17 protein-coding genes and 1 pseudogene are annotated in these 16,180 nt (G+C 31.8%); 11 read left to right on the top strand and 7 right to left on the bottom strand.

The annotated features are described in order from the left end of the window. Positions 1-256 precede the first annotated feature (256 nt). Positions 257-471 (top strand): annotated as a pseudogene (locus tag NST14_RS28780) (DDE-type integrase/transposase/recombinase); the annotation flags it as partial. A 320-nt stretch (positions 472-791) separates the two neighbouring features. On the opposite strand, the gene NST14_RS28775 reads toward NST14_RS28780, so the two are convergent. Together NST14_RS28775 and NST14_RS28770 are read right to left on the bottom strand one after the other, a co-directional pair. Beyond that, complete coding sequence (locus NST14_RS28775; RefSeq protein ID WP_000271221.1) at positions 792-1,877, bottom strand: quinone-dependent dihydroorotate dehydrogenase; 1,086 nt, start codon at positions 1,875-1,877, stop codon at positions 792-794. Between the two features lie 98 nt (positions 1,878-1,975). After that, positions 1,976-2,416 carry a DMT family transporter gene (locus NST14_RS28770; RefSeq protein ID WP_000264902.1) on the bottom strand — a complete coding sequence of 147 codons (441 nt, stop codon included), beginning with the start codon at positions 2,414-2,416 and terminating at the stop codon, positions 1,976-1,978. A gap of 267 nt (positions 2,417-2,683) precedes the next feature. On the opposite strand from NST14_RS28770, the gene NST14_RS28765 reads away from it, so the two are divergent. From NST14_RS28765 to pyrE, 7 genes are all read left to right on the top strand, one after another. Further along, positions 2,684-3,262 (top strand): LOG family protein, encoded by a 579-nt coding sequence (locus NST14_RS28765; protein WP_001084316.1) that lies wholly within the window; start codon positions 2,684-2,686, stop codon positions 3,260-3,262. A gap of 564 nt (positions 3,263-3,826) precedes the next feature. Next, positions 3,827-4,588: a ParB N-terminal domain-containing protein gene (locus NST14_RS28760; RefSeq protein ID WP_000947371.1), complete on the top strand. Its 762-nt coding sequence runs from the start codon at positions 3,827-3,829 to the stop codon at positions 4,586-4,588. A 58-nt stretch (positions 4,589-4,646) separates the two neighbouring features. Next, the gene (locus NST14_RS28755; RefSeq protein ID WP_341119466.1) at positions 4,647-6,089 is read left to right on the top strand and encodes a 4-hydroxyphenylacetate 3-hydroxylase family protein; all 1,443 of its coding nucleotides are present in this window, start codon (positions 4,647-4,649) and stop codon (positions 6,087-6,089) included. After that, positions 6,058-6,432 carry an NUDIX hydrolase gene (locus tag NST14_RS28750; protein WP_000766910.1) on the top strand — a complete coding sequence of 125 codons (375 nt, stop codon included), beginning with the start codon at positions 6,058-6,060 and terminating at the stop codon, positions 6,430-6,432. The genes NST14_RS28755 and NST14_RS28750 overlap by 32 nt, the downstream gene beginning before the upstream one ends. Positions 6,433-6,459: 27 nt before the next feature. After that, positions 6,460-7,656: a M24 family metallopeptidase gene (locus tag NST14_RS28745; RefSeq protein WP_000639934.1), complete on the top strand. Its 1,197-nt coding sequence runs from the start codon at positions 6,460-6,462 to the stop codon at positions 7,654-7,656. Positions 7,657-7,663: 7 nt separating this feature from the next. Further along, complete coding sequence (locus NST14_RS28740; RefSeq protein ID WP_000638693.1) at positions 7,664-8,686, top strand: PLP-dependent cysteine synthase family protein; 1,023 nt, start codon at positions 7,664-7,666, stop codon at positions 8,684-8,686. A gap of 140 nt (positions 8,687-8,826) precedes the next feature. Beyond that, positions 8,827-9,495, top strand: a complete 669-nt coding sequence (gene pyrE / locus NST14_RS28735; RefSeq protein WP_001095420.1) for an orotate phosphoribosyltransferase — start codon at positions 8,827-8,829, stop codon at positions 9,493-9,495. A 487-nt stretch (positions 9,496-9,982) separates the two neighbouring features. Here pyrE and NST14_RS28730 read toward each other — a convergent pair whose 3' ends face one another. The 4 genes from NST14_RS28730 to tnpB form a co-directional block, all read right to left on the bottom strand. Continuing rightward, a complete protein-coding gene (locus NST14_RS28730) occupies positions 9,983-10,396 on the bottom strand; it encodes a hypothetical protein (RefSeq protein WP_000838545.1) in 414 nt (137 codons plus the stop codon). 52 nt (positions 10,397-10,448) lie between these two features. After that, positions 10,449-10,934: a hypothetical protein gene (locus NST14_RS28725; protein WP_001065869.1), complete on the bottom strand. Its 486-nt coding sequence runs from the start codon at positions 10,932-10,934 to the stop codon at positions 10,449-10,451. 25 nt (positions 10,935-10,959) lie between these two features. Continuing rightward, entirely contained in the window at positions 10,960-11,202 is a 243-nt protein-coding gene (locus tag NST14_RS28720) for a helix-turn-helix transcriptional regulator (protein ID WP_001027911.1), read from the bottom strand. 354 nt (positions 11,203-11,556) lie between these two features. Beyond that, positions 11,557-12,678, bottom strand: a complete 1,122-nt coding sequence (gene tnpB / locus NST14_RS28715; RefSeq protein WP_000586187.1) for an IS200/IS605 family element RNA-guided endonuclease TnpB — start codon at positions 12,676-12,678, stop codon at positions 11,557-11,559. Positions 12,679-12,970: 292 nt separating this feature from the next. On the opposite strand from tnpB, the gene NST14_RS28710 reads away from it, so the two are divergent. The 3 genes from NST14_RS28710 to NST14_RS28700 all read left to right on the top strand — a co-directional run bounded on the left by NST14_RS28710 (position 12,971) and on the right by NST14_RS28700 (position 15,015). Further along, the gene (locus NST14_RS28710) at positions 12,971-13,417 is read left to right on the top strand and encodes a hypothetical protein (protein ID WP_001263523.1); all 447 of its coding nucleotides are present in this window, start codon (positions 12,971-12,973) and stop codon (positions 13,415-13,417) included. 150 nt (positions 13,418-13,567) lie between these two features. Then, positions 13,568-14,281 carry an endonuclease/exonuclease/phosphatase family protein gene (locus NST14_RS28705; protein ID WP_000706156.1) on the top strand — a complete coding sequence of 238 codons (714 nt, stop codon included), beginning with the start codon at positions 13,568-13,570 and terminating at the stop codon, positions 14,279-14,281. A 206-nt stretch (positions 14,282-14,487) separates the two neighbouring features. Beyond that, on the top strand, positions 14,488-15,015 hold the full coding sequence (locus NST14_RS28700; RefSeq protein WP_000357020.1) for a hypothetical protein: 528 nt from the start codon (positions 14,488-14,490) through the stop codon (positions 15,013-15,015). 240 nt (positions 15,016-15,255) lie between these two features. Here NST14_RS28700 and NST14_RS28695 read toward each other — a convergent pair whose 3' ends face one another. Continuing rightward, positions 15,256-16,155, bottom strand: coding sequence for a GIY-YIG nuclease family protein (locus tag NST14_RS28695; protein ID WP_000958557.1), 900 nt, complete (start codon positions 16,153-16,155; stop codon positions 15,256-15,258). Positions 16,156-16,180: the final 25 nt, after the last annotated feature.

Below are 16,180 nucleotides of genomic sequence, written 5' to 3'. Positions count from 1 at the left end.
AATTAATAGAATTAGGTTATCTCCAAGATGATCTGTATGGTTGATTTTGACTTTGGAAACAGGTTACTCAAAACAGGGGAGAAAACTATTCAGTCACTGGGAAATGCTCTGTTATATATATCCCAATCGAGGCATTTATAAATTTCAGGATACTATGAAGAGTGGTACATCTATGATAGAATAAATTCAACTGTATAGCGTGGGCGGAGAAGTTGCTAATCCTTTTTCTCTAAATTTAGAGGGGAAGGAGGTGTAATCTATGGATTATTTGAATAATCTCATAGAACAGGATTATAGACATATCCAGCGACATTTTTTTCAAATCCGTAGGATTTCAAAGTCTTCGCCATGCTACACGTACCTTGAAAGGAATCAGAACAATCCATGCTATATAAACGAAAACGAAGTTTGCAGCCGACCTTCGTTTTTTCAACATACAATGAATTACAGCAATTACTTACAATTGCATAAGATTCAACTGTACTCACTCTAACTTTCTATCAGTTAAGAAACTGTGCAATAGAACTATCCATAGTAATTTTACAAATATATATGACATCATCCAATTCTTTTAAAAAATTTATTCTTAAATTTTTATTTTTGCTTGAATCTACACTTAACGTTATAATTCTTATTTTCTTTCAAACGTTTATAATTTAAATGTTTAAGAGTACCGGTATACTTATCTTTAATATTGCTTCATAAAATGGTACTCACAGCTATGTCACTCCAATAAAAATGTTGTCACAAATGAATTCTGCCCCGCTTCAATTTTAGAAGCGGGGCAGAATTCATTTGTGATATAGACCAATAGCGTCAGTAATGCTGGAAAGTCCATCTTTTTCTAGTAGATTTAAAATTTCTTGGTTAATTTGTTTTGCAACAGAGGGCCCTCGATAAATCATACTAGTATAGAGCTGTACGAGTGAAGCACCAGATTTAATTTTTTCATATGCATCTTCTCCAGTAAAAACACCACCGGAACCAATAATAGGTAATTTGCCTTGAGTTTGTTGATAGATTTTAGAAATAATTTCTGTAGAACGTGAGTTTAATGGTTTACCACTTAAACCACCACTTTGTTCTTGATATTTAGACGTTAGATTAGTACGAGAAATAGTTGTATTTGCAGCAATAACTGCATCAACTTTTACTTCTAAAATTATTGAGATAACTCCTTCAAGTTGTTCTGGAGTTAAGTCGGGAGCAATCTTTAAAACAATAGGACGATATTGACTATGTTTTTTACATAATTCATCACGTTTAGTTAAAATAGAAGTTAATAATGGCTTTAAAGTATCGACATATTGTAAATCTCTTAATCCTTCAGTGTTTGGCGAGCTAATATTAATGACAAAATAGTCACCATGAGTATAGAGTGCTTCCAGTCCTTTTTGATAGTCCAAATTGGCGTCTTGGTTTGGAGTATCTTTGTTTTTTCCTAAATTAATTCCGAGAGGTATAGCTGGACGTGGTAAAGTCATAAAGTTTTGCTTTGCTTTATTTAATCCCTCACTATTAAACCCCATACGGTTAATAAGTGCTGTGTCCTCGGGTAAACGAAATAGGCGAGGTTTAGGATTTCCAGGCTGAGGATTAGGTGTAATAGAACCTACTTCAACTGAGCCAAAACCAAGGGATGCAAGAGCTGGATATACATCGGCAAACTTATCAAAACCAGCTGCTAAACCAATGGGATTAGGAAATGTAATATCTAGTAATTTACATTCTAATCTAGAATCATTCAAGCTCATATTTGTATTGTATAAATCTTTAGCAAATGAAAATGATTGCATAACCTTTAGAGCTTGAATAGTTCGTGTATGAGCTTTTTCAGGGTCCATCTTAAATAATAAATTGCGGATATTTGCATACATGGTTAGAATCTTCCCTTCAAATTATTAAAGTTAAAAGAATGCTAAAAACTCCTTATCTAAAATGAACAATGTAAAGTATTCTAGGCAATAATTTATAACTAGAATTTTTGGATGAGTATAACACCTATAATTACTAAAATAGCACCAAGAATACGTGGTAAGGATAACAGATGTATAGGAACATTAATTAAACCAAAATGATCTATTAATACAGATGCAACGATTTGACCAGCGAGTACCAAAGCTACGGTTGTTCCCGCTCCAATTCTTGGAATAAGAATAATGGTAGCTAGTACATAAAAAGCCCCTAAAACGCCTCCAGTCCACACCCACCATGGTGCAGATGCAATACCTTTATTAAAACTAAAACCAGCTTTAAATAATGAAACGGTGAACAAAGTGATTGCACCAACTATAAAAGAAATAGTTGCAGCAACAAGAGGTGAACCTACAACAGTACGAAGTTGTGCATTAATACTGAATTGAATCGGTAAAGCAAGTCCAGCCAAAAAGGCAAATATTAAAAATAAAATCCACATAATAAAATATCTCCCATTGATATAGAATTGTTAGAAATAAAAATATATATAATAATATTTTTGAAATTAATAGTATTTTATGAATATAGCGAGCTCGCCTCATCCATTATATTCCACAGATAAATGTTATTCAAATGTTTTTTAAGTTGTTTTTTCAGACATGAGAGTTATTTCTTAATATTTTTATAAAAAAATAACAAAGAAATTTGATATGATTATTAATGGTGTTGACAAAGAAATATATTTTAGAAATGAGGAGTCGAAATCATGAATTCAATATGTGTATTTTGTGGATCGAATTTTGGAGAAAGTGAAGAGTATAAAAACACAGCGGAAAAATTAGGGGAATTTTTAGGTGAAAAAAATACCACATTAATTTATGGTGGAGGTAAAGTCGGATTAATGGGGAGTGTAGCAAACTCTGCCTTACAAGCTGGTGGAAATGTAGTAGGGATTATCCCTGAGTTTTTACGAGATAAAGAAATTGCACATCAAGGGCTTACTGATTTAATAGTTGTGGATTCTATGCATTCACGTAAACAAAAGATGAGTGAACTGGCTGATGGGTTTATTGTATTGCCTGGTGGATACGGAACCTATGAAGAAATGTTTGAAGTTTTATCTTGGGGACAAATTGGTATTCATAAAAAACCAGTTGGGTTAATTAATGTAGACGGCTTCTTTGACCCCTTACTTAAAATGTTACAACATACAGTTGATAAAGGATTTGCAAGACCAGAAAATCTTAATCTAATTCTATCTTCAACAAATATAGAGGAGCTTTTTGCACAAATGAAAGATTACAATCATGTTATTGTAAATAAATGGGTCGATAAAAAAGCTTAATAGTATAGTTTATAATAAATAGAGAGGGGAACTTATAATAAGTTCCCTTTTTTTCTGCTTAAAACAAAAAAATCGGATATGGATATGATATCTCCTGTATGTAATATCTATAAGATGATGAAATGCAAAAACTTGATAAAATTTTCTGATAAAATTTTATCAAGTTTTTTTCTAGTGATAATAGTTTACGAATATATAACTATTTATGTTCTCCAGTAAATATTATTAAAATTTAAACCATACTTTTAATAAAGAAACGATTTGTATTCATGGTAGTGTTAGGGATTTTAAAGAAATAAAGGAAATGAAATGTATGAAATCTGAAGAGTGATGTCAGACGATTACTTTTTTGTAAAAAAATAATAAATTTTACCATATATTATTGAAAAAGCATTTTTGGTTTGATATATTATTAATCATTGGAAGTTTGGGAATTCTCAGACTATTAAAATCTGATTAATATCATAAATTAATAAATTGGACGAATTGCATCATTTATAAAGTACCGGTTATACATTTGTGGTTTTATCAGTGGGATGTTTAAGAGATTAGGGAGGGAAATCTGTGTTATCTGCATTAAAGGTAGTGCCAATTGAACAAATATTTTTACATGAAGAATATGAAGTAAAGAGATTAAAATCAATTTGTAAAAAAATTAAAGAAGAGCAAAAATTAAAGAATCCACCTATTGCTTTTCAAATAAGTAAGGACAAGTATTTAATACTTGATGGTGCACATAGAACATCGTCTCTACAAGCCTTAAATTGCAAACGAATGGTTGTTCAAGTAGTGGAATCAGAATTAATATCTATTGATTCGTGGGCGCACTATATTCCAAATGACAGAAATTTCATTGCAGATTTTAAAAAAAATACTAATTTATATTGGAGCGACGTTCCTATTCAGGAACATAATTATTTAGCAATCGTTACAATTGATGGGAATAATCATTATGTTTATTCCAAGCTTATGAATCAATTAGATTTGTTTTCAATGGTAGAGACATGGAAACAAATTGTAAATGTATATACAGATAAATATCAATTTCAACGTATTTCTAATAATGAGTTAAAAGAAGATGGAATTGTTATTCGTTATCCATCTTTAAGTTTAAAACAAATTGCTCAAGTTGTTGATGAAGGTATTTTACTTCCTGCTGGTGTTACGAAGTTTACAATAAATTGTGGACGTTTTTTAAATTTAAATGTACCTTTAAGCTTCATAATCCGTGAGGATTATGTAGAGGAAGATTGGCAAGAGATGCTAAAACTATGGAGAGAGTCCATTAGATTATATACGGATCCAATCTATTTATGTGAAATTTAAATAAGTATTTATTAGTCTCAAAAAACTTAATATTCTTAATATTGGAGGTAAACAGAAAATGGTGTACAGAGAAAGAATTAATGATAATCGAAAAGTATATTTAAATGGTGAATTAGTTAAAGATGTAACAAAACATTCAGCGTTTTCAGGTGCAATTCATTGTGTGGAAGAGTATTATAGTTTGCAAAATGAAAAACCAGAAGAGCATAGTTTTGTAGATACGGATGGTCAACGATCCTCAATTAGTTTGCTAATTCCGAGAAGCATAAAAGATTTAGAGCGAAAAAGAAAGGCTTACAAAGAAATAGCAGATATCTCTTATGGGATGCTTGGTAGAACACCAGACTTTATTAATGCAGCAGTAGCTACACTATCAGCTCATGCTAGTTTTTTTGGTAGAGATGAATATGCAAATTATACTCAAAATGCAGAAGAATATTATAAACATGTAAAGGCAAATAATTTATTTATAGCACATGGATCAATTAATCCACAGATTGACCGTTCAAAAGCTTTAGGTGCACAAGAACATGATTTTGCAGGAGTACATGTGGTGAGTTATGATGCATCAGGAATTGTGGTTAAAGGTGCAAAAATGATTGTTACATTAGCTCCAATTGCAGATGAACTCCTAATTTTTAATATGCCGGGCCTTAAGGCAGGAGATGAAGATTATGCTGTAGCATTTACTCTACCTGTGAATTCTCCAGGTTTAAAAGTAATATGTAGAAAACCTTTGGTCAAAGAAGGTTATGATACGTTTGATCATCCATTAACAAATCAATTTGATGAAATAGATGCTTATTTATTATTAGATGAAGTATTTATTCCTTGGGATAGAGTTCTAATATTTAGAGATGTAGAAAAATCTAATCAGTTTTATGATAAGACTTTTGCAAGGCACCATACGGGGCATCAAGGAATTGTAAGAGGACTGGCAAAAGCTGAGCTTTTAACTGGCATTGCTATTAAGCTAGCTGAGATGCTAAAACTGAATCAATTTATAAACATTCAAGAAAAATTAGGAGAGTTAACATCCTATGTAGAGTTGTTAAAGGCAAGTATCGTGTTAAGTGAACAAGATGCATATATGAGTAATGAGGGAGTAATAACACCAAGTATTAATGCAATTCAAGCAATTAGATATAATTTTCCAAAAATTTATGAAAAAATGGTAAAATGCATTCAATCACTAGCCGCTGGTTCTATGCTTGCGACACCTCATCATGAAGACTTTTTCAATGAAAATGGAGATTACTTAATGACCGCTCTTTCAACAGGTGAATTTGATGCAAAAGAAAGAACAATGCTACTTAACTTAGCATGGGATGCTTCAGGAGATGCTTTCGGACAACGTCAATTGGTATATGAGTACTATCATGCTGGTGACCCAATGCGTATAGCTGCTGGTCATTATTTATCATACGAAAAAGGCAAAATGTACAATATGGTGGAAAGGATATTGAAAAGTGAAACTGATAAAGTGTGCATGTCTCGTTAAAAAAGAAAACAATAAATTATTATTAGTAAGAGTTCGAGATAATAAACATTGGTATCTACCAGGTGGGAAAATTGAACAAGACGAGAAGGCCAGTGAAACGTTAAAAAGAGAGTTACTTGAGGAGTTAAATATTAAATTAATTCCAGAGAGTATTCAATATTTATATACAGTCACAGGACCAGCTTATAACGAAAAAGCAGTAGTTGATCTTGTATGTTTTTCCGCGGATTGGGAAGGGAAAATTCAACCTAAGGCAGAGATTAGTGAAGTAAGTTGGATTGAATATAAAGATAAAAATTTATTAGCTCCTGCCGTATTAGAACTAATAAAGAACTGGGATTGACTATGGAAATTGAGGTGAACAATTACATTGATTTATAATATAGAACGTTTAGTTAATAAGATGAAACAAAATGGGTTAGATGCAATTATTGCTTCTACAAAAGAAAATATTCGTTATTTTACAGGATTTCAGCCAGTTGTAAAGACATTAAATCCATATTTTGGACAATGTTATTCAGTTATTACAATAGATAATCCTGAAATTGTTCATATTGTCCATTCTATTGGGGAAATTGATCAAGTATTAGATGCACGAGTGCAGGTAGGAAAAATATATACTTATGGGGTTTTTTATAGAGAACATAAAAATAATGTTCTTCTTTCTGAAGAAGAAGAGCGTCTGAAACTATTATCCAATTTCGATGCGAGCCATTCTAATGGGATAGAGGCGCTTATTGCTCTTTTAAAAGATATAGACGTTGAACATTGTAACATAGGTATAGATGAAGATGGAATGCAGCCATATCATATCGATACTATTAGTAATAGTTTTAAAAAAAGTAAGGTAGTTTCGGTATCTAATATTTTAAGGCATGTTAGGTCAGTAAAAACAGATCATGAAGTTCAAGCATTGGCTTATTCAGCAAGATGTATAGAGAATGCAATTGAAGATGTAGCTGCTAATTTATTTGAAGGTATAAGTGAATATGAAATAGCCAATATTTTTAATTGTTCTATTGCTAAAAAAGGAGCATTACCTGTTTTACCAATGATTAAAGTCGGAAGACATGCTGTTGGTGGTCAGCGTAGGCAAAGTAAGGATATTAAATTAATGCCAGGAGATTTAATTTGGTTTGACTGTGATATTGTGTGTGACGGATATTGGGCAGATATTGCACGAGTTTTATCTTATAAGTATATGAAACCAGAGTATGATAAATTTAATGCACTTTATAAAGGACAATGTATAGCTATGCAAGAAATTCAACCTGGCATGAAGGGATCAGATGTTTTTGACTTAACGATGGACGCAGTGTATAAATCTGGTTTCAAAGAATACAGAAGGCATCACGTAGGGCATGGTATAGGATTGGAACCATATGAATTGCCTATACTTGCTCCAAATAATGAGGATGTAATTGAGGATGGAATGGTTTTATCTGTAGAAACACCATATTATGAGTTTGGATTAGGAGCATTACACGTAGAGGATCCGGTTTTAATTTCTTCTAGTGGAAATAAAATTCTAACTAGTACTAAGGGGCATATCAAAATCGTGGAGTGATAAATGTATGATTTATGATAACATTACAGAATGTATAGGAAATACACCCGTGGTAGATTTTAAAAGTGATTTGGTACCTTATGGGAAAAAGTTATATTTAAAATTAGATTACTTCAATCCCAATTTTAGTGTGAAAGATAGAACGGCTCTTGGATTAGTGAAAGCTGCTATGAAAAGTGGGAAAATTCGAAAAGGTGATATTTTAATAGAGTCAACTTCAGGTAATTTGGGTAAATCTCTAGCAATGTTAGGAGCTGTTTATGGATTTCAGGTAATCATTGTGGTGGATCCAAAGATTAGTTCGAACCTATTAAAATGGTATAACGCATATGGTGCCCAGGTTGAAATGGTAAAAAATCCAGATGAAAATGGTGGTTTCCAAAAAGCAAGAATTCAACGTGTGAAAGAGCTTATAGTCCAATATCCTAATGCATATTGGACAAATCAATATGATAATCCTGATAATCCAAATTTTCATGCTGAAACTACTGGTAAAGAAATTGTCGATTTACCTATTGACTCTGTTGTGGGAGCAGTAAGTACAGGTGGACATTTGTGCGGAGTCGGGAAATTTATTAAGCAATTTAATCCTGAAATTAATGTTATTGCTTGTGATGTACAAGGTTCTGCTGTATTCCAAAATCACTTTAATCCCTATTTAATTAACGGAGTTGGGTTGAGCTGGAGAGGCCAAAATACAAATTTAGAAGTTATAGATCAAGTTTGTATAGCAAGTGATCAAGAAGCGATTTCAACTTGTCGTATCTTAGCTAAAAAGTATGGAATCATGATAGGCGGTTCTGGAGGATTATCAGTCGTCTCAGCATTGGCCTGGCTTAATAATAGTAATGCAAAGGCAGTTGTGGCTATTATCCCAGATACAGGAATAAATTATTTGGATCAGATTTATGATGATGTTTGGTTAGAGAAAAAAGGAATAATATTATTAGAAGAAGAACAACTTCAACAGAGAATAGATGCTAAGAAGTTTATGAAACCAGACAATATAGAAAGTAAAACTTTAGTCTAGGAAATATAGATGTTAAGTTCGAAGTCTATATTAATTTTGCCGCTTGATTATATAAATTATAAAAAGAAACAGAAAAGAGATTCCAATTATCATAAATATATATGTGTATCTTCTATTAATAAAAGGTGGTAAATAGTGAAATGAATACTAATAAGAATCAATTTATACAGTTCATTTGCGAGGAGAAAATCCTTGAATTTGGAAGTTTCAAATTAAAATCAGGCCGTAACAGCCCCTATTTCTTTAATTTCGGTTCATTTGATGATTCAGTTAAATTAGCTAAATTAGGAGAATCCTATGCCTCTAGTATTATAGAAAATAACATCGAATTTGATGTTATTTTCGGCCCTGCATATAAAGGAATCCCAATCTCCTTATCTGTGTCTATGGCTTTATTCTATAAACATGGACTACGAGTTAATTATGCGTTTAATCGTAAAGAGGAAAAAGACCATGGTGAAGGTGGAAATATTGTGGGGACTTCTTTAAAAGGAAGAAAAGTGCTTGCAGTAGACGACGTTATTACATCGGGCAGAACAATTAAAGAAACAAAAGAAATTATCGAGAGAGAAGGTGGAGAATTATCCGCATTTCTTGTTGCTCTTGATAGAGAAGAAAAAGCATTAGATTCTCAACTTTCAGCCTTAGAAGAAGCATCAAAAACGTATGGTGTAGAAATATATGCAGTTGCTAAAATCTCTGATGTAATGAGTTATATGGAAAAAGAGCATGGTAAAACCTATGTTCATCTTTCTAAAATTCAAGAGTATTTAAATTTATATGGAACAAAAAAATTAACAATTTATTAATATATAATATCTATTAAAATAAAAGATGAGTAAACAGGGAGTAATAAGATCCCCTTATAGTAGGTGGCCTGCTACATCGGCATCAAGTTGAAATTCTATAATGCTCCAAAACGAAGAAATTGTGTCATTTATAGCAAGGAAGTTCATTTTTATCATTTGGAAGATAATTCAAAACATTAAGTTGATAGGAAGTTGGCGCTACTTCTTAAAGGTAATAAATTTTATTTAAGGAATAATTACCTTTAATATCCTAAGCTAGTCTATCTACAGTGTAAATGGTTATTATTGATGACTTTAGTATATTTATACTGCGTAATTCATTAATTCAAAGCTATAAAGAGATAAAATTTCTTTATAGCTTTTTTGATTACTAAAAACATTTAAAAGTTTTCGCGACAAACACATAGTAACTTCATACATAGCACAATTGTGCACATACTTTTTAAGTATTTAACTTCAGTCATTATATATATCCTCCTAAAAAATGCTAATTAGTTTCATAATAATTTCTAAAACGTAAATATCCAATGCCCTCTATATAAGAGTAACCTTGTGTTTGTAAGTCTCCTATTACTTTATTAGGCTCCTCATATTGAATTAAATCGGTTAACAATAGAAATTCAATAAAAGAAACATCTACGTCATGATAAAACCCATTTAAGATCTTTATCTCTAGTTCGCTAAATTGGATACCATACATTAAATTGTTTACCAATTTTTCAGTAATCAAATCCCCGAATTCTTTAACAGGCTTTGGGAGATCCAATTTTTTTCTATCATCATTTTTAATTCTTAAATCTAAAATTAAATAATCAACTTCTTTGGAGGAAAGTGCTTTAGTATCTTGAATAGGAAATTGCGGTCTGGTATTCCTTTTAAAAAGGTCTTTAAGGGATTTCAAAAAATCACTTCCTTAACATGGTTGTAAATGAAAATATATTATTTTGGCTAAATTAGATGAGATGGAATTCAAGTTGATGGTGTTTATTGTTAATGATGTTCTTTTTTTGTTTCTTAGGGATACTTACATCAAAAGTAATATCTGGAGCAGAGTCTAGGGTGAGTTTTAAGAAGTCTTGGTCTATGTGGCCTGAATCTAAATTGATTGGTTCTAATTCTCCATAGCAAAATTCATGGATCGTACCATCATGACCATATAAAAACCAGCGGGAATCTTGTAAAAATTTTAGTCTAATATCATGAATGCCTAAAGCTGAGATTATTTGTTCCTGTACATCATTGATACTCTCTAAAATTGAAACATTTGTAGTGGAGTGTAAATTGTCCCGCAAATGTACTTCGATGCAATTGGAATATTTCACTTTAATTAACACACGTGTTTTTGCAGGTTGGTTATTTTTTTTGAGTTTTAATACTAGTATTTTCGCACCTATTTTCTTAGCGTCTTTATCAATCAATTTTTGATTTGAATTGTTCATTTTTTATCCTCCTTGTCTAATCATATTATTTATCTTTTGGATCCTTTTTCATAAACTTTGATCGGTTAATTCTTAACTCTTCTTTTAATATAACAACCTCAGAACGAAGGAAAATAGTACATTTTTCTTCAGACTTAATAGGGATTAAACGCCCTTCTTTAACCAGAGCTTTAACTCGTGCGTTAGAAACTCCAAGAAGTGCAGCTACATCTTTAGTTATCATGAGCTCTTGTGCGAGCCATTTCTTTAGTTCCGGTGTTATATTCATTCGCATTCTTTCTCCTTAATAGACACAAAAAAGTGAAGTAATGTAATACCTTTGTTTTATATTAACATAAAGGGTTGCCATATGGTAATAGTTTATTTTTAATTTTTAGATTAAATAGACTTTTCTGAAATGTAGTTTGATGTTGTACAACATAACATGATAAAATTATGTTAATAAATGGTTGCTATACGGTAATAGCTGTATAAACTTTGATTATAATAACTAGTATTAAAAGGGATATTATTAATGAATTACGAAATGATTGTATATCTATAGAATTTGAACTTCCTCCACTGTCAATTCGTTTAAGAGTGGAGGATTCCTAAGTAGTGAGTTCTATCGAACGCTAATTTATTAGGCTAACCCCGCAGTCCTTGCGGTTAGAAGTCTTATCGCTTCATTCTTTATATTGATACTTGCGTTAATATCCCTATCATGGTGTGTATGACAAGAGGGACAGTTCCATTCACGTAGGTTTAGATTTTTAACGTCTTTGTTTTGGTATCCACAACTAGAACATAATTGGCTGGAAGCAAATGTTTTCGATACGACAATGACTTGTTTGCCGTACCATTTTGCTTTATATTCCAACATGGTTCGAAACTGTGACCAGGAAACCTCACTAATTGCTTTTGCTAATTTATGATTCTTTAACATATTCGATACTTGCAAATTCTCTATACCGATAACATCGTGGTTTTTGATGATTTCAGTTGAGATTTTATCCAAGTAATCTTTTCTAGCATTTGAAATGTATTCATGAAGTCTAGCTACCTTTACTTGCTGTTTATTCCAACGAGTAGATCCTTTCGTTCTTCTAGAAAGAACACGCTGTGCTTTCGCTAACTTAACTTCTAATAAGCGAAAAAACTTTGGATTTTTATAGGTTTTTCCATCTGACAAAATGGCGAAATCTTTTAGTCCCACATCTATTCCGATGTAAGAATGTGTTTTCGGAAGTTCTTGTATTTCTGTTTCAACTAACAATGACACAAAGTAGCTGCCAGAAGGGTTCCGTCTAACTGTAGCGTTTACAATGCGTCCCTTTACTTCGCGACTTTTGGCAAATCGAATAAGACCTAGTTTCGGTAACTTTATTTTGTTTCCTACAACAGCAATGTTTTCATTAGTTTGTTTTGTGGTATAAGATTGTACGTTGTTCTTCTTAGATTTAAAGCGCGGAGCACTGTTTTGTTTTTTGAAAAAACGTGTATAAGCATCCGCAAGGTTGCGAACGGACGACTGAATCGCAATACTATCGACTTCTTTTAGCCAAACAAACTTTTTTTTCATAGCAGGAAGTTTGGCAGAGCATGTACCATATGTCAAACCTTTCCCTGTCTCTTTGTATGCGTTATCCCATAGAGATAGGAAATGATTAAATACAAAACGGGAACAACCAATCGTTTTATTGATTAGGCTCGCTTGTTCTTTATTTGGATAGATACGAAATTTATATGCTTTATTGATAATCATTTGTTTCACCTCCATTTCGATATATGTGTATTATAAACTGAACATACATTCGATGTGTAGTGAAGTGATCATGACAAATTGTCAAGTAACAATTTACTATCTGTTGAACAATAAAGAGGGCATCCTGCCATTGCTTGTACCAAGTTAATCCATCTTCTGCCGTCTCACTTTGCGTTCTTTGAGTAAGGGGTTTTTTTGGCTAAAATAATAACAACATGTTTGGTAGTAATGCAAAATATGCTTATATATCTTGTGTTTATTTCGTGAAATACTTTAGAAAGGGGATATAATTATGAGAGTATTTTTATCAAGAGATGCAGCGCTGAAAATGGATTTAAGACAACTCGAATTAAATACTACGTATGCACTTGTAAATTATGGTGAACCAAAAACTGCTCTTATGAAGAAGGTTCAAATGAATATTACTAAAATTGAAGATATGAAACTTAAAGTGGAAGTTGTTGAAGAGAGAGAAGGACCAAAGGTGTATGGTTTTTCAATTAAAGACTTTTTTGATGAATTAGTCAAAGGAGTGGAAAATCATCCGAAATTTAATCTAACATACTATGACATTGATGGTACTAAAGCGATTGTTTCTTATGATTTCACTCTTAATTCAAAGACATCTGATATGGAGATTAATAAATTTATCGATTTTATAGAAGGGCAAATTACTGGAGTGCATTTAGAAGTTTTTAAAGCTTTTAATTTTCCAGCAAACAAACCAAAGAATAGTTAAAAAGGTTGTAAATAAATGAGTGGCAAAGGGCATTGTTACAATGACCTTTTTTTGCTTGAATAAGTATGTATCAATTATTTCGGATTTAAAAAATTTTAGGGTGTCGATAGGTTGTAAAATATTATGTAGTCACATATAGGAGCTGGGTAAATGAAAATAGTTGCATGGAATGCAGGCATGGCATTTAGGAAGAAAATCGATAAAATATTACCGCTTAAAGCAGACATATTGATAATTTCAGAGTGTGAACAACCAGAAAAATGGGGGCAGATTGATAAAGAAAAAGGTATTTATAAATTTTTATGGGAAGGGGATAATCCAAACAAGGGTATTGGAATAATTACTTTTGATAAAAGGTATAAAATCGAAATCCATCCTGAATATGATAAGTCTTTCCGCTATATTGTTCCAATAAAAGTCTCTGCTGATAACCAGGAATTTATAATGTTTGCTGTTTGGTCACAGAAGGGTGAAAAACGTTATAGTAGTTACATAGGTCAAATATATTTAGCGTTAGAGAAATATGCTTCTTTGCTAAAGGAGCCATGTATCATTGTAGGGGACTGGAACAGTAATAAGGTATTTGATTATATTAAAAGAGTTAAGACACATTCTGAGGTTATTGGATTTCTTGAAGCATTTGGGATTAAGAGTGCATATCATCAATTTTTTGAGGAAGAACAAGGTGAAGAGTTGAAAGCGACCCATTATTTTAGAAAAGAAAAAGTGAGACCATTTCATATTGATTGTCTATTTGCTTCTGATATATTCCTTAACAAATTAGAATCTATTGAAATAGGTTCCTATGAAGAGTGGATTGAGTTTAGTGATCATATGCCACTAAGTGCTGAATTTAATGATTAAAAATAATTTTATAGTAACTTAAATTAAATTGGGGAAAATTGAGTTTTTTTGATTGATCTTTATTTTAAAATTAACAACAAGAAAAATTAATATTAAGCATTGAAAGAATGAAATTAAAATACAGATAAAAACGGGTATCCAATCTCACAACCAGAAAGTGAAATCAAGGCAGCCTGAAACATTAAAGAAGATAAGGATGAATAGATGTGGACAAAGAAGTAAGGAGATATAAAATTATTTTAGGTATTATATTTGGACTGATATTAGTATGGGCTGTAACTACAAATAGTAATGTTGATAAAATAGAAGAGGGGTATACACATCAATTAGACTTTGAAAACAAGTTAAAAGAATACTCAAACAGTATGATTTTGATTGAAGATTCACAGATAGAACATCGTGATAAAGAAAACGATAATATATATAAAGCAAACTGGAAGGGTTTCGAACTATACGCTAAAGTGGGTAAAAGCGATTGGGTATCGAACTCCGTATCAGTTGCAACAAACAAGAAAGTATTTGAGGATAAAACTTCATATAAGCAATACCGTAAACTAATGGAATGTGTGATTCGTATCGCAGACCCTAAACTAACAATAGAGGAGATTGATAAGTTAATAGCAAAAGGGGTAGACGAGAACGAGTCACCAAACACATATGATTTCGGATATGATAGATATGTAGGGAAAGATAAGACAATTAACATTAGTTTTATTATAACGGATAGAAAATGATTTAAAGCTGTTACTGATCTTCTTCGAATAATCTTTTAAGCAACCAATTTATTTTAATAAATTGGTTGCTCAGTGCGACATTGATGTCGTGCAATTTTAATCCGAATGTGGATTTGAAATATGGTTCAATCGTTTTTATCAATGTACAACCGTTTTTAAAAACGATTAACTGTTTATAGGGGAAATTTGTTAAAGTATTTTGAGGGCAAGTTTTGATTAAACTTTATTTCAAATTAAAGACTAATTCGCATTATATCCGAATTCACGTGTACCTAACTTTTCCTTGTAAATATTTTCAATATCTAGTATTTCATCATTCGTAATTGTTTTGGGTAAAGTACGTAATATCGAAAAAAGAAAATCCTGTTTATGTTCAGGATTATTTTCTAATAGCTCAATTAACTGCTTATTACCTCCATGTCCAGTTTTAGCATAAGATTCCCATCTGCCCCATATTCCGCCTTTACCTATTCCACCAGGTGCATTTGCTTTACCTACATATAACTTCCCTGTTTTTTTATTTAAAATTACATAGATTCCTGCTACTGAGGAAAGCATTTTACACCAAGTGGAGTTTACATCAGGGTTATCGTAAAGGCTTTTTAAATCGTTGTATGTAAGTGAGAAATCAAGAAATCCTGGAAACTTACGAATTGCTCCTTTTTGAATAATTTCTATGATATCAAATTGTTTTCTCTTTCTGACTGCCTTTACCTTTTTTAGTGGAGCAAACCACATATGAAATGTTCTCTCTGACCAATTAATAATTATTCGATCCTCTAGTTCCTCAAAGCCTGTAACTTTTTCCATCTCATAATAGTATGCATTACCCTTTTTGTACTCAGGTTTCATCCATTCATAATATTTATCAGCAATGAATTTTTGGGGATTGGCTTTACCTAACACCTTGTAAACACCGATAAATACAGCTTTTTTACCTTCTTCAAAGTCTAGGAAACTAACTACATATTCACAGTCTCCAAACACATCATCTTTTTGGTGTTTCTGGTATAACTCTATTTGTCCTTTTTCATATAAATCAACAACATCAATTCTACCTTCATCTTTATGTCGAACGATTTTAATGTTCTTAGTTAAATCTAAGCCGTAACTTGCTAACATATTCTCTACTGTAAGCATAATTCCCCACCTACTAATATGATAG

Origin of the sequence: Bacillus sp. FSL W8-0519 (genome assembly GCF_038005585.1) — a bacterium.
GTDB lineage: Bacteria > Bacillota > Bacilli > Bacillales > Bacillaceae_G > Bacillus_A > Bacillus_A paranthracis.
Note: the sequence above shows the minus strand (reverse complement) of the source record. Positions and strands in the feature narration are given on the sequence as shown.

Excerpts from the sequence above, each read along its gene's own strand:
- NST14_RS28770 (WP_000264902.1), bottom strand. The coding sequence starts at position 2,416 with ATGTGGATTTTATTTTTAATATTTGCCTTTTTGGCTGGACTTGCTTTA.
- NST14_RS28755 (WP_341119466.1), top strand. The coding sequence starts at position 4,647 with ATGGTGTACAGAGAAAGAATTAATGATAATCGAAAAGTATATTTAAAT.
- NST14_RS28765 (WP_001084316.1), top strand. The coding sequence starts at position 2,684 with ATGAATTCAATATGTGTATTTTGTGGATCGAATTTTGGAGAAAGTGAA.
- NST14_RS28695 (WP_000958557.1), bottom strand. The coding sequence starts at position 16,155 with ATGCTTACAGTAGAGAATATGTTAGCAAGTTACGGCTTAGATTTAACT.
- NST14_RS28740 (WP_000638693.1), top strand. The coding sequence starts at position 7,664 with ATGATTTATGATAACATTACAGAATGTATAGGAAATACACCCGTGGTA.
- NST14_RS28725 (WP_001065869.1), bottom strand. The coding sequence starts at position 10,934 with ATGAACAATTCAAATCAAAAATTGATTGATAAAGACGCTAAGAAAATA.
- NST14_RS28710 (WP_001263523.1), top strand. The coding sequence starts at position 12,971 with ATGAGAGTATTTTTATCAAGAGATGCAGCGCTGAAAATGGATTTAAGA.
- NST14_RS28775 (WP_000271221.1), bottom strand. The coding sequence starts at position 1,877 with ATGTATGCAAATATCCGCAATTTATTATTTAAGATGGACCCTGAAAAA.
- tnpB (WP_000586187.1), bottom strand. The coding sequence starts at position 12,678 with ATGATTATCAATAAAGCATATAAATTTCGTATCTATCCAAATAAAGAA.
- pyrE (WP_001095420.1), top strand. The coding sequence starts at position 8,827 with ATGAATACTAATAAGAATCAATTTATACAGTTCATTTGCGAGGAGAAA.
- NST14_RS28705 (WP_000706156.1), top strand. The coding sequence starts at position 13,568 with ATGAAAATAGTTGCATGGAATGCAGGCATGGCATTTAGGAAGAAAATC.
- NST14_RS28720 (WP_001027911.1), bottom strand. The coding sequence starts at position 11,202 with ATGAATATAACACCGGAACTAAAGAAATGGCTCGCACAAGAGCTCATG.